Origin of the sequence: Desulfobulbus propionicus DSM 2032 (genome assembly GCF_000186885.1) — a bacterium.
Lineage (GTDB): Bacteria > Desulfobacterota > Desulfobulbia > Desulfobulbales > Desulfobulbaceae > Desulfobulbus > Desulfobulbus propionicus.
This window is the reverse complement of sequence record NC_014972.1, coordinates 1,858,420-1,880,099: the sequence shown is the minus strand read 5'-3', so window position 1 is coordinate 1,880,099 and position 21,680 is coordinate 1,858,420. Positions and strand designations below refer to the sequence as shown.

Here is a 21,680-nt window from a genome sequence, read left to right as displayed (position 1 = left end):
AATAAAGAAAAGGGTTAACGAATGGCTTTGTCCTACCACACTAGGGAGAGAAAGAAAAGCAACTCCATGGTTTTCCTACATAAACAGCAAAATATTTCGCACTTTCTCGTCGCTGAAATCAGCGTTTTTACCTCACCCGGTCATTCTGCCCCTTCCCTTCTTTTTACTGTAACTTTTTGACCCAATGCGGATAACATATAGATTTTACGAATATATTATCCAAGTCTGTTTGTTTTATTCCCCTTCTCCTCTTCTTTTCCACCAAGACACAGACAGATTGTCTCGTTGCGCCTCGTTTGCCCGTTCGCTGACCGTCATTGCTGTGCTGAGTCGTTTTAGCCAGCCGTGTCCGTTGACCGGGGCATCCTGACACGCTGTTTTCTTCACCTGTCGCTTTTAGTCGGTTATGGAAAGTTCCGCTCCGGAAAAACCGGGTTCAACCTGTTGAAAATAATATATTTTTATCATGGCACACCCTTTGCCTTTAGAAGGGTACGCGTTTCATTGGTACCAAAGAGAGGCAGGAATTTTAGGTAGGACGAGAGGAACCCTAACACTACAAAAGGATGGTTTCATTATGGCAGTTCGTGAACAAGTCTACGGTTATTTCATTCCCTCTGTAACCCTGATCGGCATTGGCGCCGCCAAGCAGATCCCGGACAAAATCAAGGCCCTCGGCGGTTCCAAGCCGTTGATCGTCACCGACAAGGGCATCACCGGTGCCGGCATCACCAAACAGATCACCGACCTGCTGGAAGCCGCGGGCATGGCCTACGTGGTCTATGACGAAACGATCCCCAATCCCACCGACAAGAACGTGCATGACGGCGTCGACATCTACAAGAAAGAGAACTGCGACTCCCTGATCACCCTCGGCGGCGGTTCTTCCCATGACTGCGGCAAGGGCGTTGGCCTGGTGGTCGCCAACGGCGGCAAGATCCATGACTACGAGGGCGTGGACAAATCCTCCAAGCCCATGCCCCCCTACCTGGCGGTCAACACCACCGCCGGCACCGCCTCGGAGATGACCCGCTTCTGCATCATCACCGACACCTCCCGTCACGTGAAGATGGCCATCGTTGACTGGCGCGTCACCCCCGGCATCGCCGTCGACGATCCGATGCTCATGGTTGGCATGCCGCCGGCACTGACCGCCGCCACCGGCATGGACGCCCTCACCCACGCGGTCGAGGCCTATGTGTCCACCATCGCCACCCCGATGACCGACTCCGCCGCCGAGAAGGCCATCGAGCTGATCGCCAAGTACCTGCGTCCGGCCGTGGCCAATGGCCAGGACATCGAAGCCCGCGAAGGCATGTGTTTTGCCCAGTATCTGGCCGGCATGGCCTTCAACAACGCCAGCCTGGGTCACGTCCATGCCATGGCCCATCAGCTGGGCGGTTTCTATGACTTGCCGCACGGCGAGTGCAACGCCATTCTCCTGCCCCATGTGGAGAAGTTCAACCTAATCGCCAAGATGGACCGCTTTGTCAAGATCGCCGAGCTGATGGGCGAGAACACCGCTGGTCTGGCCCCGCGCGACGCCGCCGAGCTGGCCCTGGTGGCTATCCGCAAGCTGTCCGCCGACATCGGCATCCCGGCTGGCCTGATCGAGCTGGGCAAGAAGTATGGCAAGGAAGTCAAGGCCTCCGACATCGACACCATGGTGGCCAATGCCCAGAAGGATGCCTGCGGTCTGACCAACCCGCGCTGCCCGAAAGACGCCGACGTCAAGGCGATCTACACCGCCGCGCTGTAAGACAAACAAGATGGTTCCCGTGCTCCCGCGCGGGAACCATCGACCGCTTTCACAAACTCCGGTGGAGCCTGCCCCTGTTTTCCCTGACTTGGCCTGTGCGGGCTTCACCGGCATTCTTCACCCAAGTTACGCTGTGGTTGGCGTTGCGGGGCGCGGTTTCGCGTCCCGCGTTTCACGTTTCCACCGGAAAGGAGGCGCAGGGCCTTTACTCCTTGTGACCCTGCGCCTCTGATCCGCAAAACGGCAAGAATGCAAGCGGGGTACGCGGCCCAGGCTGTCTGGTTGCGTGTCGTGTATCCGTTTGTCGGGCTGAATTGGACGGCTCTGCCGGGCCCCCCTTCCGCGGGGTCGTCATTCGGCCTGATTTCACACCATGCGGCAAGGCCGCGTTGATTTATCTCAAACTTTCATGGGAGTACCTCATGCAGAAAAAAACATTGTACGTCAACGGGATCGAGCGGTCGGTGGTCACCGAGGGTGCTGACCTGCTGTCCGACGTTATCCGCAAGAACCTGCGCCTCACCGGCACCAAGGTCGGTTGCGGCAAGGGACAGTGCGGCGCCTGTAATGTGATCATGGACGGCAAACTGATCCGCTCCTGCATCACCAAGATGGAACGCGTTCCCGACGGCGCGGCCATTACCACCATCGAGGGTATCGGCACCCCCCAGGATCTCCATGCCCTGCAAATGGCCTGGATGGTGCACGGCGGCGCCCAGTGCGGTTTTTGTACCCCGGGCTTCATCGTTTCGGCCAAGGCCCTGATCGATGCCAATCCCGATCCGTCCCGCGAAGAAATTCGCGAATGGTTCCAGAAATATAAAAACGCCTGCCGCTGCACCGGCTACAAGATGCTGGTCGACGCGGTCCGTGACGCGGTGCGGGTGCTCAAAGGCGAGATCAGCATGCAGGATCTGGCCTACAAGATACCCGCGGACGGCAAGGTCCTGGGCACCAGCATGCCGCGCCCCAGCGCTGCCGCCAAGGTGACCGGCACCTGGGATTTCGGTGCGGACTCCGCCCTCCAGCTTCCGGAAAACACCCTCCACCTGGCCTTGGTTCAGGCCGAGGTTTCGCATGCCAACATTCTCTCCATCGACACCTCCGAGGCCGAGAAGATGCCCGGCGTGTTCAAGGTGGTCACCCACAAGGACATCAAGGGCAAGAACCGGATCACCGGTTTGATCACCTTCCCCACCAACAAGGGGGATGGCTGGGATCGCCCGATCCTGTGCGACACCAAGGTGTTCCAGTATGGCGACGCCCTGGCCATTGTCTGCGCCGACACCGAGAAGAACGCCAAGGCCGCGGCCAAGAAAGTCAAGGTCGAGCTGGAAGAACTGCCCGCCTACATGAGCGCGCCGGCGGCCATGGAACCGGATGCGATCGAGATCCATCCCGGTACCCCCAACATCTACTACATCCAGAAGATCGCCAAGGGCGAGGACACCAAGCCCGTCTTCGACAAGGCCGACGTGGTGGTCGAGGGCGATTACTACACCAGCCGTCAACCCCATCTGCCGATCGAACCGGATGTCGGTTATGCCTACCATGACGACAACGGCAAGCTGGTCATCCACTCCAAGTCCATCGGCATCCATCTCCACCTGTACATGATTGCCCCCGGTTTGGGCGTGGAACCGGAGAACCTGGTTCTGATCCAGAACAACACCGGCGGCACCTTTGGCTACAAATTCAGCCCGACCATGGAAGCCCTGGTGGGTGCGGCCGCCATGGCCACCAACCGCCCGGTCTACCTGTGTTACGATTATGCGCAGCAGCAGATCTACACCGGCAAGCGTTCGCCCTTCTGGACCACGGTGCGGTACGCGGCGAGCAAGGACGGCAAACTGCTGGGCATGGAAACCGACTGGTCGGTGGATCACGGTCCCTACTCCGAGTTCGGTGACCTGCTGACCCTGCGTGGCGCCCAGTACATCGGTGCCGGATACGATATCGCCAACATCCGTGGCGAAGGCCGCACCGTATGCACCAACCATGCCTGGGGCGCCGCCTTCCGTGGCTACGGCGCACCCGAGGCCGAGTTCCCCTCCGAGGTGTTGATGGACGAACTGGCCGAGAAACTGGGCATGGACCCGCTCGAACTGCGCTATAAGAACGTCTACCGCCAAGGAGCGACCACCCCCACCGGCCAGGACCCGGAAGTGTATTCACTGCCGGAGATGATCGACAAGCTGCGGCCCAAATATGAGGCGGCCAAGAAACGGGTGGCGGCGGAATCCACCGATGCCGTCAAGAAAGGCGTCGGCGTGGCCATCGGCATCTACGGTGCCGGTCTGGATGGCCCCGACACCGCCGAAACCGATGTCGAGCTGCATCCCGACGGCACGGTGACCGTCTACAACGCCTGGGAGGATCATGGCCAAGGCGCGGACATGGGAACCCTGGCCACCGCCCACGAGGCCCTGCGGCCACTGGCGCTTTCCGTCAACCAGATCAAGCTGGTAATGAACGACACCAGCAAGTGCCCCAACTCCGGTCCTGCCGGCGGCAGCCGCAGTCAGGTGGTGGTCGGCCAGTCGATCCGGGTGGCCTGCGAGGATCTGATCAAGTCGATGAAAAAGGCCAACGGCAGCTACCGGACCTATGAGGAGATGGTGGCCGAAGGTCTTCCGACCAAGGTGCGCGGCAAATGGACGGCACCGGCCAATGACTGCGACGCCAACGGTCAGGGCAAGCCGTTTTGCTGCTACATGTATGGTCTGTTCATGGCCGAGGTGGCCGTGGAAAAAGCCACCGGCAAGACCACGGTGGAAAGCATGGTCTGCGTGGCCGATGTCGGCAAGGTGGTCAACAAGCTGGTGGTCGACGGCCAGATTTACGGCGGTCTGGCCCAGGGTATCGGTTTGGCGCTGACCGAGGACTTCGAGGACATCAAGAAGCACTCGACGCTTGCCGGAGCCGGTTTCCCGTACATCAAGCAGATCCCGGACAACATGGAGATCCTCTATGTGGAAACCCCGCGCCCGGACGGCCCCTTTGGCGCTTCCGGCGTGGGCGAGATGCCGTTGACCGCGCCGCACGCCGCGGTGATCAACGGTATCTACAACGCCTGCGGCGCACGCATCCGTCACCTCCCGGCCCTGCCGGAGAAGGTGCTGGCCGCCATGCCCAAATAAGGTGTTGTCTCATCCGTTAGCTGGTTAAATAGGGGGAGGTCGGGAAATGTACCTCCTGCCTCCCCTTTCCGGTTCATCACTCCAGACGCTCCCCTTTTGCCATGGATCAACCGCAGCTCAGAGAACTCGAATCCCGTTGCATCCAGGAAGAACAGCCATTCTGCACGGCCGCCTGTCCCATTCACGTCGATGTCCGCGCCTTCATGGCCTGCCTGGCCAACGGCAACGTGCGCGACGCCCGCAAAATCCTCGACCGGACCATGCCGTTTCCGGAAATCGTCGGCCGCCTCTGCGATCAGCCCTGCCGGCCTTTCTGCAAACGCGGCGAAATCGGCGATCCGCTCGCCATCGGCAGGCTGGAACAATACTGTGTCAGCACCACCCAGACCATGGTCAAACTGCCGAAACTTCCCGCCAAACAGGGTGCGGTGACCATCATTGGCGCTGGCCTCTCGGGTATGACCGCCGCCCTCGACCTCATGCGAAAGGGACGGGCGACCACCCTGATCACCGGCAGCGCCACGCTTGGCGGCAGCCTCTGCCGTCTGCCCGAATCGACACTGCCAAACGATGCGCTTGCCCAAGCCGCAGCCACCCTTGCCGGATACGGCGTTGTGCTGCGCACCGCAACTTCCCTTGATCCGCAGGCCATCGAGGCCCTGATCGGCCACGCCGACGCGGTGTATTTCGATTGGGACGATGTTGACCCGGCCCTGCTTCCCTTGCCGCAGGGTGTCCCCGATCCCCTGACCCTCGCCCTTGGCCGCGACGGCTGTTTTGCCGGCGGCGGCACCGAGGCCGGCAATCCTTTTTCGGTTATCCAGCAGGTTGAAAACGGCCGCCGGGCCGCGTTGTCGATCGAACGCTTCCTGCAGAAGGTTTCGCTCACCGCCCAGCGCGACAAGGAAGGCAGCTGCACCACCCGCATGGTGACCGTCACCACCGGTCATGCGTCGCTGGCCGCAATCGTTCCGGCCAACCCGGACAGCGGCTACACGGCTGCCGAGGCGCGGGCCGAGGCCAGCCGCTGCATCCGCTGCGAGTGCATGGAATGCGTCAAACAGTGCGTCTATCTGCGGCAGTACAACGAATATCCCAAGACCCTGGTGCGCAAGATGTACAACAATCAGGCCATTGTCCAGGGCACCCGCAACGCCAACCGGATGATCAATGCCTGCAGCCTCTGCGGCCAGTGCACGGTGATCTGTCCCAACGATTTTCCCGTGGCCGAAGTGTGCCGCGCCGCCCGGCAGGACATGGTCGACAGCAATCACATGCCGCCGTCGCCGCATGATTTCGCCCTGGAAGACATGCGTTTCAGCCAAAGCGAGTATTGCCGCCTCAGTCGTCACCAGCCGGGAACCAACGCCAGCCGCCATCTCTTCTATCCCGGCTGCCAGCTGGCCGGATCAGCCCCCGAGACGGTCAAAAAAACCTACGACCTGCTGGCCTCGCTCCTGGAAGGCGGCGTCGGCCTGATGCTCGACTGCTGCGGCATCCCGGCCCATTGGGCCGGACAGCGGCAAGTGTTCCAGCAGACCCTGCACCACTTCAAGACCGAGATCGAACGATTGGGACGGCCGAGGGTGATCGTCGCCTGTTCCAGTTGTCTGTCCGTGTTCAAGGAATTTACCGCGGACATCGAAACCATTTCTCTGTGGGAGGTGCTCGACGGCCTGGAACTGCCGACCGACCTTCCCGCCACGCCGACCGCACCGCTGGCCCTGCACGATCCCTGCACCGCCCGGCGGCAGCAGGCGATGCGCGCCAGCGTGCGCAGCCTTTGCGCCAAGCTCGGCCTCCCGATTGTCGAGCACGCCTACAACGGCGAACTGGCCGACTGCTGCGGCTATGGCGGCCTGATGCAGTTCGCCGACCAGCAGCTCGGCCGCAAGGCCGCCCTGGTCAAGGCGGAGCGGAGCGAACAGTGCGGCCTGGCCTATTGCGCCATGTGCCGCGACAATCTGGCCGCTGCCGGGCGGCCGGTGGCCCACCTGCTTGACTATCTCTTTGCCGCGTCCGACGGCAGCGATCCCCTGGGCCGGGCCAATCCCGGCTTTTCCCTGCGGCACGAGAACCGAGTCCGGCTGAAGGAGCAGTTGCTGACCGACCTGTGGGGAGAAACCGCCGCCTCCCGGCCCGAGCACACCGCCCTTTCCCTGCTGGTCAGCCCGGAGGTGATGGATCGGCTCAACAGCCGCCACATCCTTGAGGACGAAGCGCGGAAGGTGATTCATCACGCCGAGGCCACGGGCAGGTACCTGATCAACCCGGCCAACCAGCATCGCCTGGCCTGCCTCAAGCCGGTACGGGTGACCTATTGGATCGAATACGAGCCGACCGCGGCGGGCTACATCCTGCACAACGGCTACAGCCACCGCATGCACCTGCCCCAGGAGACCCCATGAGCACCTTTTCCTTTATCGAGGCCACGGATTGGCAGTGTGCGGCGTGCCATCAACCGCTGCAGCCGGCCAAGGTCAATGTCCGTTATCTCCATTCCGTGTTCAATGTCGAACTCATGGCCTGCCCGCAATGCGGCTTCGTTCTCGTGCCGGAAAGCCTGGCCATGGGCAAGATGCTGGAAGTCGAACAACTGCTGGAGGACAAATGAGATGAACGCGATCCGTTCCTGCCCGGCCTCCCCCTCTGTTCCCCTGTACGAACAGGAACCGTTGTCCGCCCTGACCGGCGGCACCCTGCGGCCGGGGGGCCTGGAGCTGACCAGGGAACTGCTCGGTTTCTGCCGTCTGCCTCCGGGTGCTCGGGTGCTCGATATCGGCTGTGGTCCCGGGCACAGCCTGGCGCTGATGGCGGACGAATTCGCCCTGGATGCCAGCGGTCTTGACCCCTCGGCCTTCATGCTCGACAAGGCCGCCCTCCGGGCGCCCGCCGCGACCCTCCACCAGGGAACAGCCGCTGCCCTTCCCTGCGCGGATGCCGCCTTCGACGCCGTGCTCTGCGAATGCGCGCTGTCGCTGACCGACAACCCGCAGGCCAGCCTCAAGGAAATGCATCGGGTGCTGCGGCCGGGCGGCTCGTTGCTCCTCACCGACATCTATTGCAAGCATTCCCAGCGGCCGCAGCTGCCGCCCCTGAAGAGTTGCATCGCCCAGGCCCTGCCCCTGGAGACGATCACCAGCGGCTTGCACCAGGCCGGATTTTCCCTCGCCCTGCTCCGCGACCGCAGTGACCTGCTCAAGCAACTGGCCGGACAGATCATTTTTTCCCACGGCAGCCTGGAACAGTTCTGGTCGCTGTTCATGGATACGACCGCCGCCCGCACCACGGCCTGCGCCCTGGCCACGGCGCCGCTGGGCTACTATGCGCTGATCGCCGACAAGGGGGCCTTCCATGGATGAAACCGCGCTGCGCATCATGCAACTGGCTGGACAGGGATTCTGCTGCAGCCAGATCATGATCCAACTCACCCTCGAAGACATGGGCGAGGACAACATTCCCCTGGTTCGGGCCATGGCCGGATTGTGCGAAGGCGCGGGCAGCGGCGAGCTGTGCGGCGTGGCCAGCGCCGCAGCCTGCATCATTGCCTTGTACACGGCCAAGGGCAGCGTTGCCGAACACCCCCTGGACTGCTATCCCCTGATGCTCGCCCAGTTCATGGACTGGTTCAAGCAAGGCGCCACTGCCTGGGGAGGAATCCGCTGCGATGACATCGTCGCCTATCAGGGGGGACGCAAGCCGGAAGTCTGCGGCGACATCATGATCCGTGCCCGCGAAACCCTGCTTGCCCTCCTGACCGAGCACAACATCGACCCCAGCCTGCCCCGGGAGCAGATCCATGGGGGCTGAGCGCACCATCGAACTGCTGTCGTCGACCGCCAGCCTCTGCCCGGTCTGTCTCAAACGGGTGGCGGCGATCCGTGAACAGCAGGGCGACGCCGTCTACCTGGTCAAGGAGTGCCCGGATCACGGCACCTTCCGCACGGTGATTTGGCGGGGTGCTGTTCCGTTTGCCACCTGGCTGCGACCGAAAAAACCCTCCGCACCCCGCCGGCCCTTAACGGCCGTTGCCGCCGGCTGCCCCCATGACTGCGGCCTCTGTCCGGACCATGGGCAGCATACCTGCACCGCCCTGATCGAAATCACCGCCCGGTGCAACCTGCGCTGCCCGGTCTGTTTCGCCGCCGCCGGCGCCAGCGGCGCGGACGACGATCCCTCCCTGGAGCGGATCGAATTCTTCTATGACCGCATCCTCGAAGCCTCCGGCCCTTGCAACATCCAGCTGTCCGGCGGAGAGCCGACCATGCGCGACGATCTCGATGCCATCATCGCCCTGGGCCGGGACAAGGGGTTCGGCTTTATCCAGCTCAACACCAATGGTCTGCGGCTGGCCGAAAACCCGGACTACGCCCGTTCCCTCAAACAGGCCGGGCTAACCTCGGTCTTTCTCCAATTCGACGGACTGAGCCGTTCCACGCACCAGACCCTGCGCGGCCGCGATTTGCACGCCATCAAGGAACAGACCATTCATCACTGCGGTGCCGCCGGATTGGGGGTGGTGCTGGTGCCGACCCTGGTTCCGGGGGTCAATACCCACGAAGTGGGGGCGATCATCGACTACGCCGTCCGCCATGCGCCCACGGTGCGCGGGGTGCATTTTCAACCGATCAGCTATTTTGGCCGTTATCCGCAGGCACCCACCGACACCGAGCGCCTGACCCTGCCGGAAGTGATCGAGCTGATCGAGGCGCAAAGCAACGGAGCCCTGCTGGCCGAGTATTTCGCCCCGCCGGCCTGTGAACATGCACTGTGCTCTTTCCACGGTACCTTCCTGGTCGAGGAGCATGGCCGTCTGACCCCTCTGGGCAGCGGGCAGGCAGCCTGCTGTTCCACCGGCGAGCCCAGGACATCCCTTCCCACCGCCCTGGAAGGACGGGAAAAGAGCGTCCGCTTCACCGCCCGCCAGTGGTCCCTGCCCGCGCTTGCCCTGGCCCCAGCCGACGCCTGCGCCTGCTCGGCCACGGATCGGCCCCAGGACGATTTCGACCGCTTCCTCGCCCGGGCCCGCACCCATACCTTTTCGCTTTCGGCCATGGTCTTTCAGGACGCGTGGAATCTTGATCTCGAACGGCTGCGCGGTTGCTGCATCCACGTGGTATCGCCCCAGGGTTTTCTCATCCCCTTTTGCGCCTACAACCTGACCTCCCAGCAGGGGCGCCCCCTGTATCGGGGCATGGTGCAACCATGAAATCCACCCCCCTGGACAAGCTGATCGGCCAGGCCATTGGCGAAACCAACCGGCCGTTGTCGCGGGCCGCCATCGACCGCTATCAGGCGGAACGGCTGCGCTCGCTTGTTGCCTCTTGCCGTGATCGATCCGCCTTTTACCGCCGCGCATTGACCGCCGCCGGTATCGATCGGCTGCGGGGCCTGGAGGATCTGCACGCCCTGCCGCTGACCACCGAGGCCGATCTGCGTGCCCATGGCCCGGAGATGGTGTGCGTCAGTCTGGATGACGTGGCCAGGATCGTCACCCTGCACAGCTCCGGCACCACCGGCGCGGCCAAGCGGTTGTATTTCACCGCCGAGGATCTGGAGCGAACCCTGGACTTTTTTCACCTGGGCATGGAACAGATGGTCGATCCGGGGCAAACGGTGGCCATCTGTCTCCCCGGCACCACCCCGGATTCCACCGGCCACCTGCTCGCCCGCGCCCTGGAGCGGATGCAGGTCAACAGCCATCTCCTCGGATTGGTGAGCGATCCCCAGGCAGCCGCCCATGCGGTTGCTGAACTGCGGCCCGATGTCCTGGTCGGTTTCCCGGTGCAACTGCTGGCCCTGGCGCGGATGGCCGCCCATCTACGCCTGAACCTGGCACCGGTCCGCTCGATGCTGCTCTGCTCCGACTACATTCCCGACAGCGTGTGCCACGGGTTGCGGCAGCTGCTTGGCTGCGAGGTCTTTTCCCATTACGGCACGGTCGAGACCGGACTGGGCGGCGGAGTGGACTGCGCGGCCCATTGCGGCTGCCATCTGCGCGAATCCGATCTGTTGGTGGAGATCATCGACCCCCGCACCGCGGCTCCGCTGGCAGCGGGCCAGTGGGGCGAGATCGTGATCACCACCCTGACCCGCACCGGCATGCCGCTGATCCGCTACCGCACCGGCGACCGGGGACGCCTCCTCGCCGGTTCCTGCCCCTGCGGCAGCGTCATCCGGCGGCTCGACAGAGTGACGGGACGTTTCAACCAGGTCCGCCCCCTGCGCGGCGGCGGCCAGCTGGCATTGCCCGAGTTGGACGAGCTGCTGTTGGCCCTCCCCGGCCTGCTCGATTTCTCGGCCTCCCTCGCCGACGATCACGGCGGGGAACAACTGCGGCTGTGCCTGACCACCCTGCCGGGCCACGGCGAGGCGGTGCGTCGTGCCGCCGCCGACCAACTGACCAGATATCCGGCGCTCCGGGAGGTGGAAGTTGCGCTGACCCTTGCTCCCGGACCATTGATTCATTACGCTAAACGCGTGCTCCATGAGCAGCGAAAGGACCAAGCACCATGAAAAAATTGATTCAGCAAATATGCACCACCTTGGACAGCGGTCAGGATCTTGTTCTGGCCACCGTGTGCAGCCAATCCGGGTCCACTCCCCGGGTGGCGGGCGCGAAAATGATCGTCTTTCGCGACGGACGCATCGCCGGCACCATTGGCGGCGGTCTGGTCGAGGCTGCGGCCATCAGGGAAGCGGCAGACTGTTTTGCCACCGGCGTTTCCCGCTGCCATGCCTTTGATCTGTCCAACGGCGATGCCGCCGTCACCGACATGATCTGCGGCGGACGGATGGAATTCTGTTTGGAATGCATCCGGGCCGATGCGTCCAACCGGGCGGTGTTCGGCGACCTGCTCGCGGCCATGGAATCGGGCCGCCGGGCCGTTCTGGTCAGCCCGTTGGAAGCGCACAACGGTGAACAGCGCTTTGTCGTCGATCACAAGGGCAGAACAACCGCCGCCGATGTTTCCGAAGCCCTGCTCGCGGCCGTCAAGCAGCTCCGGCCTTCCACCTCGGCGGCCACCGTCCTGGAACAGGCGGGGCAATGCTATCTGGTCGCCTCGTTCGCGGTCGGCGGCAATCTCTACCTGATCGGCGCCGGCCACGTGGCCGCCTGCACCGCCGAGGCCGCGGCCCGGGTCGGATTCCGGGTGGTGGTCATGGATGACCGGAGCGAATTCGCCAACCAGGAGCGTTTTCCCTCGGCCGACGAGATCAGGGTGCTGCCGTCGTTTGCCGGCTGCTTCCAGGGCGAGGATATTGATCGCGATGCCTATCTGGTGATCGTCACCCGCGGCCACCTGCACGACATGGAGGTGCTCGAACAGGCGTTGCAGACCGGGGCCGGCTACATCGGCATGATCGGCTCCCGCAAGAAACGCAACAGCATCTATGTCAGGCTGATGGACAAGGGCGTGACCGAGGCCCAGCTGGAGCAGGTGCGCTGCCCCATCGGCCTTGCCATCGAGGCGGACACCCCGGAAGAAATCGCGGTGTCCGTCGTCGGCGAACTGATCTATCAGCGGGCCACCGGCCGCAAGGCATGGCACCTCGCCTGAGCGCCCTGATCCTCGCGGCCGGGTTTTCCTCGCGCATGGGGCAACTCAAGGCCCTGCTGCCGCTGGCCACGGAAGGGCAACAAACCGTGCTGCAACGGTGCGTGGAGCTGTTCCGCCAGTGCGGTATTGACGAGGTGGTGGTGGTCACCGGTCATCGGCACGAGGAGGTAGGGGCCATGGCCCGAGGGGTCGGCGCGCGGGTGGCCCACAATCCGAATTTCGCCAGCGGCATGTACAGCTCGATCCGCGCCGGGGTGCACGATCTTCGGGACGGGACAAGCGGCTTTTTCCTTCTGCCGGTGGACATTCCGCTGGTGCGGTGCGGCACCATCAAACGGCTGGCCGATGCCTTTGTCCGGCACTCCGGGCACATCTTCTACCCGCTGTTTGCCGGCCGACGCGGCCATCCGCCCCTGCTCGCCGCTGAACTGATTCCGTTGATCAAGCGGGAGCGGCAACCCGAGGGCGGCCTGCGCACCCTCCTGGCAGAGGTCGAGGCCGCGCGGCCGGCCATGGTGCAGGAGGTCCAGGTGGCGGATGCCCACATCCATTTTGACATGGATACTCCGGAGGACTATCTCGCCGCCCGCCACGCCTTGCATCGCCAGGAATACCCCGCCAGCGACGAATGTGCCGCCATTCTCGACCACATCCACCCCATGACGGCCAAGGGGCTGGCCCACGGCCAGCGGGTGGCCGAGGTGGCGGTTGCCCTGTGCAACGCCGTCAACCGGCACGGCGGCAAACAGCTGGACGCGGATTTGTGCCGGGCCAGCGGCCTGCTGCACGACCTGGCCAAAGGGCATCCCGAACACGAGGAGGAAGGGGCGCGCTGGCTGCGGCAACTGGGCTTTGCCCGGGCGGCGGAGATAGTGGCCGCCCACAAGGATCTGGATTGGCGGCCGGGGAGGGCCATCGGCGAACGCGAACTGGTCCATCTGGCCGACAAGCTGGTTCGCGGCAGTCGGATGGTCGATCTCAGCGAGCGTTTCGAGGAAAAACTGGTCCTCTATGGGCAGGATGCCGAGGCATTGCGGGCCATCGGCGAGCGCTACCAGCTGGCCGTGGGCCTGGCCGAGGCCGTCGCCGCCGAGGCCGGGCAGCCGGTGGCCGAAATTCTGCAGACCGTCGGCCGACCGTGCAGTCGCTGATCGTTCTTGCTCGCCACGGCGCGATCGACACATCCTCGCCGCGCCGCTTCCTGGGCCAGACCGACCTGCCGCTCAATGCAGAGGGCATCCGCCAGGCGCGCATGGTGGGCGAGCGGCTCCGTGCGCTCACCTTCAGCCATATCTTTTCCTCGCCCCTGCAACGGGCGCTGCACACCGCCGCACTGGCCGGCAACCGTCCGCTGGCCGAGATTCAATCGATGGCGGCATTGACGGAAATCAATCTCGGCGACTGGGAAGGCCTGAGCGTGGCTGAGGTCCAGGCCCGCTATCCCGGAGCCTATGAACAGCGCGGCCAGGATCTGGAACATTTCCGGCCTCCGGGCGGTGAAAGTTTCGCCGATCTGGCGGCCCGCGCCCTCCCGGCCTTGCGGGCGCTGGCCGACGAGCACCCCGGTCCGCTGCTCGTCGTCGCCCACGCCGGGGTCAATCGGGTGATTCTCTCCCGTCTGCTGGACCGGCCGTTGTGTACCCTGTTCGCGCTTCCCCAGGACCATTGCGCGGTCAATCTCCTGCGACGCGGTTCACACGGCCTGCGGGTCGAGGCGATCAATCTCCGCCTGCTGACCAGGTGATGCTTGCATTCCCCCGACGGGTGGCGTAAACAGGAAACGGTCGTGCGCCCGCTGTCCCTGGGCTCCCCGCGCCGAGGGGAAGGAACCCAGGCCAACCTTCAGGCACGCTTTTGGCTTTCTTCGTCGTTCTCTGCCCACAATCACTCACCGCTGGTCTATGTCCACCCCTGCCGTCATTGTTCTTGATTTTGAAACCACCGGCCATTCGCCGAACCGGGGCGACCGGCCGATCGAGGTGGGGGCGGTGCGCATCGAGCACGACCGGATCGTTGACCGCTTTCAGGCGTTGATGAACCCCGGTTTCACCATCAGCTGGTTCATCGAACGTCTCACCGGCATCAGCAATGACCTGATTGCCCACGCCCCGCCCTGTGAAGAGGTGATGAACCGGTTCGCTGACTGGATGGGCGATCTGCCCCTGGTGGCTCACAACGCCGGCTTTGACCGCGCCTTTCTTGACGCCGAACTGGCGTTGATCGGCCGCCACCAGTCCAACCCCATGGCTTGCACCGTGCTCGCCTCCCGCCGCCTCTTTCCCGAATCCCCCAACCATAAGCTGGCCACCCTGGTCAACCATCTGGGCATCTTCACCGACGGCACCTTTCATCGCGCCCTGGCCGATGCCGAGATGACCGGCCATGTGTGGATCGCCATGACCGATGTGCTGTGCGATCGCTACGGACTCGACGAAATTCCCTTCACTCTGATGCAGGAGCTGGGCCGCATCGGTCGGGCCAAGGTGGACCGCTACCTGCGCAATCTTGCCGACCGACAGAAGACCTGTCTCGGAGACAGCGGCATCCACTCGCGGTGAACAGCCTTTCGCCGCCGGTCGGCAAAGGGGTTATCGAGAACAGGAATCAGGAAAATCGGTGAAGATGCCGTTGACCCCGAGTGCGAACAGCTGTTGCTGGCGGCCGGGGTCGTTGACGGTGAACACGTTGACCGGCAAACCGGCGGCGCGCAGGGCGGCAACCAGGGCGGCATCAACGAGGGTGTCTTCGGGATGATAGGCCTGCACGCCGAGGGCGCGCAGATAGGGAATCATATCCGGCGGATGCCCCTCTTCCTGAAGGGCGGCCACGGCGATTTCCGGGGCACGTTGGCGGCAGGCCCGAAGCAGATCGTGATTGAACGAGGAAAGCAGCACCAGGTCGCGGGTGCCGGAGGCTTGGATTTCTGCCACCACCGCCGCAGCCAGCTGTTCATTCCTTCCCTCTTGGCCGCTGTCCTTGAGTTCGACGTTGAGCGGCAAGTCGTGGGCCGAGGCCCAGGCCAGCACTTCCCGCAGGATGGGGATGCGCTGCGGCATCAGGCCGAGCAGCTGGTCGCGGCTGACCAGTCCCTTGGCCAGGGCGGCAAAGGGATCGGCGTCCAAAAACCAGGAACCGACATCGAGGCGGCGCAACTGGGCCAAGGACCAGTCGCCCAAGCGCAGGGCGGGCAGACCGAGTTCGTGGGCCAGGGTCGCCCCATTGCTGGTCCGCCCCAGCTCGTCGTCATGGAAGACCACCACCTCGCCATCACGGCTCAACTGAACATCGAGCTCGATCATGTCGCAGCGGCCCAGACTGTGGGCAAAGGCGCACAAGGTGTTTTCCGGATAACAGGCACGGTAGCCCCGGTGGGCGATGATCAGCGGCCGGTCGGGGAATCGGGCGAAAAACCGCTTCCCGTGTCCGGTGTTCGACGCGTGCTCCATCTCCTATCGAACCACCAGCTGCCGCCGAGCCGGTCGGTCATCCACGATGATCAGGTCGCCCAGTTCATTGCGGTCATCGGTTCGGGGCGGAAAATGGTCTCGCAGCAGGGTCCCAATCTCGGCAATAGCCGTGTACAGGGCCGCAGCCTGGCGCTTCTCCCGGATGCCGCGCGCCAACCCGTCCACGCAGTGCTGCCAGGTCTGCGGCGCAAGCCGTTCGTTGATGCCCTGATCGCCAAGGATCCATACCCGGCGCTCCAACACCGAAATGTAGATCAGCACTCCGGTGGCATCCCTGGTCTGGTGCAGCCCTTCGCTGTAGAAGTGAGCCAGCGCCGCCCGTTGAACCTCTTCTTCGGTCCGTTCGTCGCGGAGAAACAGACGCAGCAGGACCGGATGGCGCACCAACAGCCGCGCACCTGCAAAGAAGCACAGAAAAAAGAGAAGAAAAAGCCACAGTACCTCCCCCCGCCACCACAGCAGGCTGCTGGTGGCAAAGGCAGCGATCAGGGCCAGGGGCAGGGAGAGGAGTACAGCCCCGGTCAATTGGGCCTCGGGATAGCTGTGGGAGGCTGAAACCACCATCGGTACGATCTCGCCGCTGGTCTGCCCTTCCATCTCCCGCACCGCCTGGGTGATCTGCTCCTGCTCTTCCGTGCTGAAAAACCGTTGCGCAAGTGTATCCATGGTCACCATCCTCCCGAGGCGCCTCCACCGCCGAAACCTCCACCACCGCCGCTGAACCCGCCGCCACCGAAACCTTCACCGAAGCCACCGCCCAGGCCGGGAAAGGTCCCACCGGAACGGCGGATGCCAGCCGTTCCGCTCAGCAGGGTGGCCATCAAGGCGCCAAGCATGCCCAGCGGGATAAGCAGGAGGACCATCAGCCAACTGAACAAGCCGGCAAACACCACTCCGGCGAGCAGGGGCGCGAACACCCCGCCCAAACCAGCGGCCAGCGGTTTGTGCCAGCGGAAGACCTTGCCGATGAACAACAGGCCGACGATCAGCAGCACGAGAAACCCGCCCGGATCCGGCGACGCGCCCCGTTCAACCGATGCTTCCGTGCCGGCGAACTCCCCTTGCACGGCGGCGATCATCGCCGCCACTCCATCCCTTACCCCTTGATCGTAGTCACCCCGCCGGAAGGCGGGCACCATCCGTTCGCGAATGATCCGTCCGGCGACCAGATCGGTCAGGGTGCCTTCCAGGCCGTAGCCGACCTCGATGCGGATTTTTCGTTCCTTGACCGCCACCAGCAGCAGGGCCCCGTTATCCAGCCCTTTCTGCCCGATTTGCCACTGTTCCGCGACCCTGAGGGCATACCCTTCCACACTGTCGCCCTTCAGGCTCGGAATGGTGAGCACCACGATCTGAGTGGATTCGTGTTCCTCCAGGCTCTGCAGGGAATGATCGAGCAGGCTGATGGTGTGCGGCGCAAGAATCCCCGCGGTGTCGTTGATCCGGCCGGCCAGGACCGGAACATCGAGAGCCAGGGCCGGGGGGGCTGAGAGAAGGGTAACGACAGCCGCCAGCACAACGGCCAGCAGGGGGGCGGCGAAGGATTCACGAGCTGTCATGGCGATCGCAGAGGGGTTAAAACTTGACTTTGGGCGCTTCCCGTGACTCGGGCGCGGCCTTGAAATACTCCTTGCGTTCCAGATGGAGCAGCAGGTTGTTGGTCAGGCTCTCCGGGAATCGGCGGATGGCGGCGTTGAAGGTTTCGACCGCCTGATTGTAGCGCTGCCGGGAGACATTGATTCGATTTTCCGTGCCTTCCAGCTGGTTTTGCAGATCGAGAAAATTCTGATTGGCCTTGAGGTCCGGATACTGTTCGGCCACCACCATCAACCGGGCCAGGGCGGAGCTCAAACCGCCCTGCGCTTCCTGGAGCTGCTGCATGGTCGCGGGATTGCTCAAATCCTTGGTGGACAGCTGCACCGAGGTGGCCTTGGCGCGGGCACTGATCACCGCTTCCAGGGTCGCCTGTTCATGGGCCGCATACCCCTTGACGGTTTCGACCAGGTTGGGGATCAAATCGGCCCGCCGCTGCAGATTCGCCTCGATGTCCGCCCAGGCCTTGAAGACGGCCTCCTCCTTCTGTTGCAAGCTGTTGTAGCCGCATCCGGACACCAGGATCAGCATGGTGAAGATCGCTGCGATCATGGTGAAATGGTTTGACGTTCGTCGCATAGCCTGTTCCTCCTCAGTTGGTGGACGTATCAAAAAGGGGGTCGTCGCGTTGACGGTTCACCCTTGCTTGTTGTTTTCCCGGTCGAGAATCCATTGCACCGCCGTTTGCAGATCCTCGGCCACAAAATCGGGCTGGACCGTTTGGGTGGGGCCGATGTACTGGGCATCGCCGCGGCCGTAGCCGGTCAGCACCAGGATGGTGGTGGCCCCAACCGCCGCCCCGCAACGCAGATCCGACCAGCGGTCGCCGACCACATAGGAGCGCGGCAAATCGAGATGCCTTTCAGCCGCCGCCTGTTCGAGCAAGCCCGTTCGGGGTTTACGGCAAGTGCAGGTCAACCGGAACCGTTCTTCCTTGGCCTCGGGATGGTGGGGGCAGATGTAGAGGCCGTCGATGTGCGCGCCCTGTAAAGCGAGTTGGCGGCGCATCTCCGCATGCACCTCGTCGAGCAGCGATTCGGGAAAGTAGCCGCGCGCCAGCCCGGACTGATTGGTCACCACCAGCACCGGCAGGCCATATTCATTGAGACGGCGGATGGCCTGGCCCACCCCCGGCAGGAGATGAAAACGGCTGATGTGGTTGATGTAGCCCATCTGCTCGTTGATGGTGCCGTCGCGATCAAGAAACACCGCCGGCTGGCGAGTGGAAACACCGCCCGGCGAGGAAGGTGGGGCGCTCATCAGGACTCCTTGAGAATGCCCTCGACCGCGGCGAAGACCTCGTCGCTGTCGATCAGCTTCATGCAGCGGAAATGCTTTTCCGGACAATGGGTCTTCTTGCAGGGGCTGCAGGGCAACGGTTTGCGGATCACCACCGCATTGTCGGCATAGGGGCCGGTGGCGATGTGGTCGGTGGAGCCGAAGATGGCCACCAGCGGGGTGTGGAGGGCGGCAGCCACATGCATCAGGCCGGAATCGTTGGTGACGAACACGTCGCACTCGCCGATCAGGGCCATGGCTTCGATCAGGGTGGTGGCGCCGGTGAGATCGATCATCCGCGAAGCGGCGCTGCCGGCGCGGGCGATGATGTCGGCGGCCGTCTGCCGGTCAGCCTCGCTGCCGAAGAGCAGGATCCATCCATCGAGCCGGTCGCAGATCGTCCGTGCCAGTTGGGCATACTTCTCCGCCGGCCAGCGCTTGGCCGGGCCAAAGGCGGCACCCGGGTTGAAGCCGAGCAACGGCCCCGCACCCAATCGTTCGCCGCCCCGTTGCGCGAGCCGCTCCTTGGCCGCGTCGATCTGCTCGCCGGGAATGAACAGCTCCAGCTCGTTGACGGCGGGTTTCAGTCCCAAGCCCTGCATGATCCGCTGGTAGTAGTAGATCTCGTGTTTGCGGTTGAGTTCGGTGATTTTATGCACCCCGTGGGTGAGCAGCAGACCCCGGCCGTCGGTGGTGTAGCCGGCGCGCACCGGGATGCCGGCCATCAGGGTGATCAGCGCCGCCTCGAAGGCGTTTTGCAGCAGGATGGCGCAGTCGAACTGCTCCTGGCGCAGCTCGCCGGCCAACTGCAGCATGCCCCGTATCCCTTTGTGCCGCCCTTTTTTGTCATAGATGATCAACCGATCGACCCGGGGGCTGTAGCGGAAGACATCGCTGACCCAGGGGTGCACCAGCAGGGTGATCTCACTGTCCGGGAAATTTTCGCGGATGGTGCGCACCGCCGGCGTGGTCATCACCGCGTCGCCGATCCAGTTGGTGGAACGGACCAGAATTTTGTGCGGATGGGCTGGCAGGGATTTCACGCGCGCTCCCCTCCGCTTGCCGCCTCCGCCAGCAGGCCGGCAAGACGCTCGGCGGCAAAGGCGATGGAGGTATCCTGGGACAGGGCGATCTCGTAGTTGCAGATCGCCTGCTCGCGCTCGCCCAGATGCTCCAGATTGAGCGCCAGGTTGGCGTAGTCGATGGCCGAGGCCGGATTGAGCTCCACCGCCCGCCGGAAATGGTCGACCGCCCGGTCGTAGCGGCCAATCTTGTAGCAGCAGACGCCGAGGGTGTTGTAGATGTCCGGCCGCTCCTCGTCATAGCCAAGACCCTGTTCCAGCGCGGCAATCGCCGCGTCGTAGCGGCCCAGGTCGCGCAGGCAGGACCCTTTATAGGAGTAAAGATAGGGCAGGTCTTCCTGGCGGGGTTCCAGTTGCAGGGCCTGGTCGAAACAGACCAGGGCCCCATCGGTCAGCCCCTGGTCGTAGAGGTGACGCCCCCGGTAGAAATGGAGGTAGTAGGCCTCGGGCAGCAGTCCCTGCATGGCCTTCAGCTTGGCGTCCAGCCGGTCGCCCGCGAGCAGCTCCGAGGCCAGTTTGGCGGCGAACAGGGCCGCGTTGCCGCCCATGGCCCGTTCACGGAAGTGAGCACCGGGAATGATGGTGTAGATGGCGGGAATCCGCAATTCCGGATGGGTGGTGTCGATGACCAGCACCTCCAGGTTGCTGCGTTGCAGGGCGGCCACGCAGTTGCGCACTTCCTGGAAGATGTCCGTGTCTTTAAGATCCACCACCGTTTCGAGGCGGGTGGTCAGGCCGCTGGCCACCACATGGCCCACCTCGTCCAAACTGAGCGGCTTGGGCAGGCCGCTGGCCACGTAGTTGGCACCGCTGTTGAAATCGCCGGCCAGTTGGGCCACCTCGGTCAGGGCGCGAATCAAGGCCTTGTTGGCATCCGGAGTGGTGCCGGCGGTGTAGACGATCTCGCTCTGCTCGGGAAAGGTGGCAGGATCCCAGGCTAGGGCACCGATGGTGGGGATACCGGTGTCGAGGGAGAAATCATTGAGAAAGACCTCGATGCCGCATCTGCGGAATTTGGCCAGCAATTCCAGGGCCACCGGATCGGTAATCGAGGCCGGATCGATCTGCGGGGTCGGGATGCGGTCGCGGGTGATCAGGGCGCAGACATGACGCTCGACCACCTCACTGATTCCCTGGATGACCGCCTCTTCATAGGTGTTGCCAGCCGAGGGGCCGTTGAACTCGTTGATGGCGTAGAACCAGGAAAAAGGCACGAGCAGCGGATGGTTGTCCGACAGCCGCAGGGCCCAGGTCCACTGCAACGGCAGATCAGCGAGCATGACCCGCAGGATCTCGGGCGAGAGCGTGGTGTCGTGGACCGAATCAAGCAGAACCTCGATCGGGAGCACCGGATACCCGGACGCTTCCATGGCGGCATAGTCGCCGGTGATGAAGTTGGTCTCCTCTTTGAGAAAACTGAAAAAACTGAACCGCTCGCCCAGCTCCATGCAGGCGCTGGCCCGCGACTGCTCGGGGGTCGAGCCCTTGCCCATCTGCTTTTTGTTGCCGATGATTCGCCGGGCATCCTCGCCGCAGATGCTGAAATAGACCGGAATATCGAGGCGGCCGTTGTCAATGCGGCGGATCTCCTTGAGCACGTCGAGATTGGTCGCCTTGAGCCGCTCCTGAAACCGGGCCACGGTTTCCTCCGGAGAGCAGGCCTTGTCTTGATCATAAGTGTACTGTTTCCTGCAGGGCTGCAGGGTGATGATTCTTTTCTTCATGAACTCGTGCGTGAATGGGTGATTAATCGAGCAGGAACCGATGCGTGCAACGTAGCCGCATCCGATCGCGGCATC

The 21,680-nt window shown here is 63.5% G+C and carries 19 protein-coding genes; 12 read left to right on the top strand and 7 right to left on the bottom strand.

The features are described 5' to 3' along the window. Window positions 1-577 precede the first annotated feature (577 nt). From DESPR_RS08160 to DESPR_RS08105, 12 genes are all read left to right on the top strand, one after another. Window positions 578-1,759 (top strand): iron-containing alcohol dehydrogenase, encoded by a 1,182-nt coding sequence (locus DESPR_RS08160; protein ID WP_015724330.1) that lies wholly within the window; start codon window positions 578-580, stop codon window positions 1,757-1,759. A 422-nt stretch (window positions 1,760-2,181) separates the two neighbouring features. Next, on the top strand, window positions 2,182-4,899 hold the full coding sequence (locus DESPR_RS08155; RefSeq protein ID WP_015724329.1) for a molybdopterin-dependent aldehyde oxidoreductase: 2,718 nt from the start codon (window positions 2,182-2,184) through the stop codon (window positions 4,897-4,899). Between the two features lie 101 nt (window positions 4,900-5,000). Then, window positions 5,001-7,307: a pyridine nucleotide-disulfide oxidoreductase/dicluster-binding protein gene (locus DESPR_RS08150; protein ID WP_015724328.1), complete on the top strand. Its 2,307-nt coding sequence runs from the start codon at window positions 5,001-5,003 to the stop codon at window positions 7,305-7,307. Continuing rightward, entirely contained in the window at window positions 7,304-7,513 is a 210-nt protein-coding gene (locus DESPR_RS08145) for a DVU_1557 family redox protein (RefSeq protein WP_015724327.1), read from the top strand. The genes DESPR_RS08150 and DESPR_RS08145 overlap by 4 nt, the downstream gene beginning before the upstream one ends. A gap of 1 nt (window position 7,514) precedes the next feature. After that, window positions 7,515-8,261 (top strand): DVU_1556 family methyltransferase, encoded by a 747-nt coding sequence (trsM, locus tag DESPR_RS08140; protein WP_015724326.1) that lies wholly within the window; start codon window positions 7,515-7,517, stop codon window positions 8,259-8,261. Further along, complete coding sequence (locus DESPR_RS08135; RefSeq protein ID WP_015724325.1) at window positions 8,254-8,709, top strand: DVU_1555 family C-GCAxxG-C-C protein; 456 nt, start codon at window positions 8,254-8,256, stop codon at window positions 8,707-8,709. The genes trsM and DESPR_RS08135 overlap by 8 nt, the downstream gene beginning before the upstream one ends. Continuing rightward, window positions 8,699-10,108, top strand: coding sequence for a radical SAM (seleno)protein TrsS (trsS, locus tag DESPR_RS08130; protein ID WP_015724324.1), 1,410 nt, complete (start codon window positions 8,699-8,701; stop codon window positions 10,106-10,108). Before DESPR_RS08135 ends, trsS begins: the two co-directional genes overlap by 11 nt. Then, the gene (locus tag DESPR_RS08125; protein ID WP_015724323.1) at window positions 10,105-11,415 is read left to right on the top strand and encodes a DVU_1553 family AMP-dependent CoA ligase; all 1,311 of its coding nucleotides are present in this window, start codon (window positions 10,105-10,107) and stop codon (window positions 11,413-11,415) included. Before trsS ends, DESPR_RS08125 begins: the two co-directional genes overlap by 4 nt. After that, window positions 11,412-12,461, top strand: a complete 1,050-nt coding sequence (locus DESPR_RS08120) for an XdhC family aldehyde oxidoreductase maturation factor (RefSeq protein ID WP_015724322.1) — start codon at window positions 11,412-11,414, stop codon at window positions 12,459-12,461. The genes DESPR_RS08125 and DESPR_RS08120 overlap by 4 nt, the downstream gene beginning before the upstream one ends. Continuing rightward, complete coding sequence (locus DESPR_RS08115) at window positions 12,446-13,612, top strand: DVU_1551 family NTP transferase (protein ID WP_015724321.1); 1,167 nt, start codon at window positions 12,446-12,448, stop codon at window positions 13,610-13,612. Before DESPR_RS08120 ends, DESPR_RS08115 begins: the two co-directional genes overlap by 16 nt. Further along, window positions 13,600-14,205 (top strand): histidine phosphatase family protein, encoded by a 606-nt coding sequence (locus tag DESPR_RS08110; RefSeq protein WP_015724320.1) that lies wholly within the window; start codon window positions 13,600-13,602, stop codon window positions 14,203-14,205. The genes DESPR_RS08115 and DESPR_RS08110 overlap by 13 nt, the downstream gene beginning before the upstream one ends. A 157-nt stretch (window positions 14,206-14,362) precedes the next feature. Beyond that, complete coding sequence (locus DESPR_RS08105) at window positions 14,363-15,019, top strand: 3'-5' exonuclease (RefSeq protein ID WP_015724319.1); 657 nt, start codon at window positions 14,363-14,365, stop codon at window positions 15,017-15,019. 30 nt (window positions 15,020-15,049) lie between these two features. On the opposite strand, the gene DESPR_RS08100 is transcribed toward DESPR_RS08105, so the two are convergent. The 7 genes from DESPR_RS08100 to DESPR_RS08070 are packed head-to-tail and all read right to left on the bottom strand — an operon-like array spanning window position 15,050 to window position 21,605. After that, complete coding sequence (locus DESPR_RS08100) at window positions 15,050-15,907, bottom strand: glycerophosphodiester phosphodiesterase (protein ID WP_015724318.1); 858 nt, start codon at window positions 15,905-15,907, stop codon at window positions 15,050-15,052. Window positions 15,908-15,910: 3 nt separating this feature from the next. Next, entirely contained in the window at window positions 15,911-16,594 is a 684-nt protein-coding gene (locus tag DESPR_RS08095) for a TPM domain-containing protein (RefSeq protein ID WP_015724317.1), read from the bottom strand. Window positions 16,595-16,596: 2 nt separating this feature from the next. After that, window positions 16,597-17,487 (bottom strand): TPM domain-containing protein, encoded by an 891-nt coding sequence (locus DESPR_RS08090; RefSeq protein ID WP_015724316.1) that lies wholly within the window; start codon window positions 17,485-17,487, stop codon window positions 16,597-16,599. A 16-nt stretch (window positions 17,488-17,503) separates the two neighbouring features. Then, entirely contained in the window at window positions 17,504-18,100 is a 597-nt protein-coding gene (locus tag DESPR_RS08085) for a LemA family protein (RefSeq protein WP_015724315.1), read from the bottom strand. A gap of 57 nt (window positions 18,101-18,157) precedes the next feature. Beyond that, window positions 18,158-18,781, bottom strand: a complete 624-nt coding sequence (locus DESPR_RS08080; protein ID WP_015724314.1) for a D-glycero-alpha-D-manno-heptose-1,7-bisphosphate 7-phosphatase — start codon at window positions 18,779-18,781, stop codon at window positions 18,158-18,160. Further along, the gene (waaF, locus tag DESPR_RS08075) at window positions 18,781-19,842 is read right to left on the bottom strand and encodes a lipopolysaccharide heptosyltransferase II (protein WP_015724313.1); all 1,062 of its coding nucleotides are present in this window, start codon (window positions 19,840-19,842) and stop codon (window positions 18,781-18,783) included. Before waaF ends, DESPR_RS08080 begins: the two co-directional genes overlap by 1 nt. Continuing rightward, entirely contained in the window at window positions 19,839-21,605 is a 1,767-nt protein-coding gene (locus tag DESPR_RS08070; RefSeq protein ID WP_015724312.1) for a YcaO-like family protein, read from the bottom strand. The genes waaF and DESPR_RS08070 overlap by 4 nt, the downstream gene beginning before the upstream one ends. Window positions 21,606-21,680: the final 75 nt, after the last annotated feature.

Bases quoted from the DNA above. Each gene is read 5' to 3' on its own strand.
- DESPR_RS08160 (WP_015724330.1), top strand. From the start codon at position 578: ATGGCAGTTCGTGAACAAGTCTACGGTTATTTCATTCCCTCTGTAACC.
- DESPR_RS08155 (WP_015724329.1), top strand. From the start codon at position 2,182: ATGCAGAAAAAAACATTGTACGTCAACGGGATCGAGCGGTCGGTGGTC.
- DESPR_RS08150 (WP_015724328.1), top strand. From the start codon at position 5,001: ATGGATCAACCGCAGCTCAGAGAACTCGAATCCCGTTGCATCCAGGAA.
- DESPR_RS08145 (WP_015724327.1), top strand. From the start codon at position 7,304: ATGAGCACCTTTTCCTTTATCGAGGCCACGGATTGGCAGTGTGCGGCG.
- trsM (WP_015724326.1), top strand. From the start codon at position 7,515: ATGAACGCGATCCGTTCCTGCCCGGCCTCCCCCTCTGTTCCCCTGTAC.
- DESPR_RS08135 (WP_015724325.1), top strand. From the start codon at position 8,254: ATGGATGAAACCGCGCTGCGCATCATGCAACTGGCTGGACAGGGATTC.
- trsS (WP_015724324.1), top strand. From the start codon at position 8,699: ATGGGGGCTGAGCGCACCATCGAACTGCTGTCGTCGACCGCCAGCCTC.
- DESPR_RS08125 (WP_015724323.1), top strand. From the start codon at position 10,105: ATGAAATCCACCCCCCTGGACAAGCTGATCGGCCAGGCCATTGGCGAA.
- DESPR_RS08120 (WP_015724322.1), top strand. From the start codon at position 11,412: ATGAAAAAATTGATTCAGCAAATATGCACCACCTTGGACAGCGGTCAG.
- DESPR_RS08115 (WP_015724321.1), top strand. From the start codon at position 12,446: ATGGCACCTCGCCTGAGCGCCCTGATCCTCGCGGCCGGGTTTTCCTCG.
- DESPR_RS08105 (WP_015724319.1), top strand. From the start codon at position 14,363: ATGTCCACCCCTGCCGTCATTGTTCTTGATTTTGAAACCACCGGCCAT.
- DESPR_RS08100 (WP_015724318.1), bottom strand. From the start codon at position 15,907: ATGGAGCACGCGTCGAACACCGGACACGGGAAGCGGTTTTTCGCCCGA.
- DESPR_RS08095 (WP_015724317.1), bottom strand. From the start codon at position 16,594: ATGGATACACTTGCGCAACGGTTTTTCAGCACGGAAGAGCAGGAGCAG.
- DESPR_RS08090 (WP_015724316.1), bottom strand. From the start codon at position 17,487: ATGACAGCTCGTGAATCCTTCGCCGCCCCCCTGCTGGCCGTTGTGCTG.
- DESPR_RS08085 (WP_015724315.1), bottom strand. From the start codon at position 18,100: ATGCGACGAACGTCAAACCATTTCACCATGATCGCAGCGATCTTCACC.
- DESPR_RS08080 (WP_015724314.1), bottom strand. From the start codon at position 18,781: ATGAGCGCCCCACCTTCCTCGCCGGGCGGTGTTTCCACTCGCCAGCCG.
- DESPR_RS08070 (WP_015724312.1), bottom strand. From the start codon at position 21,605: ATGAAGAAAAGAATCATCACCCTGCAGCCCTGCAGGAAACAGTACACT.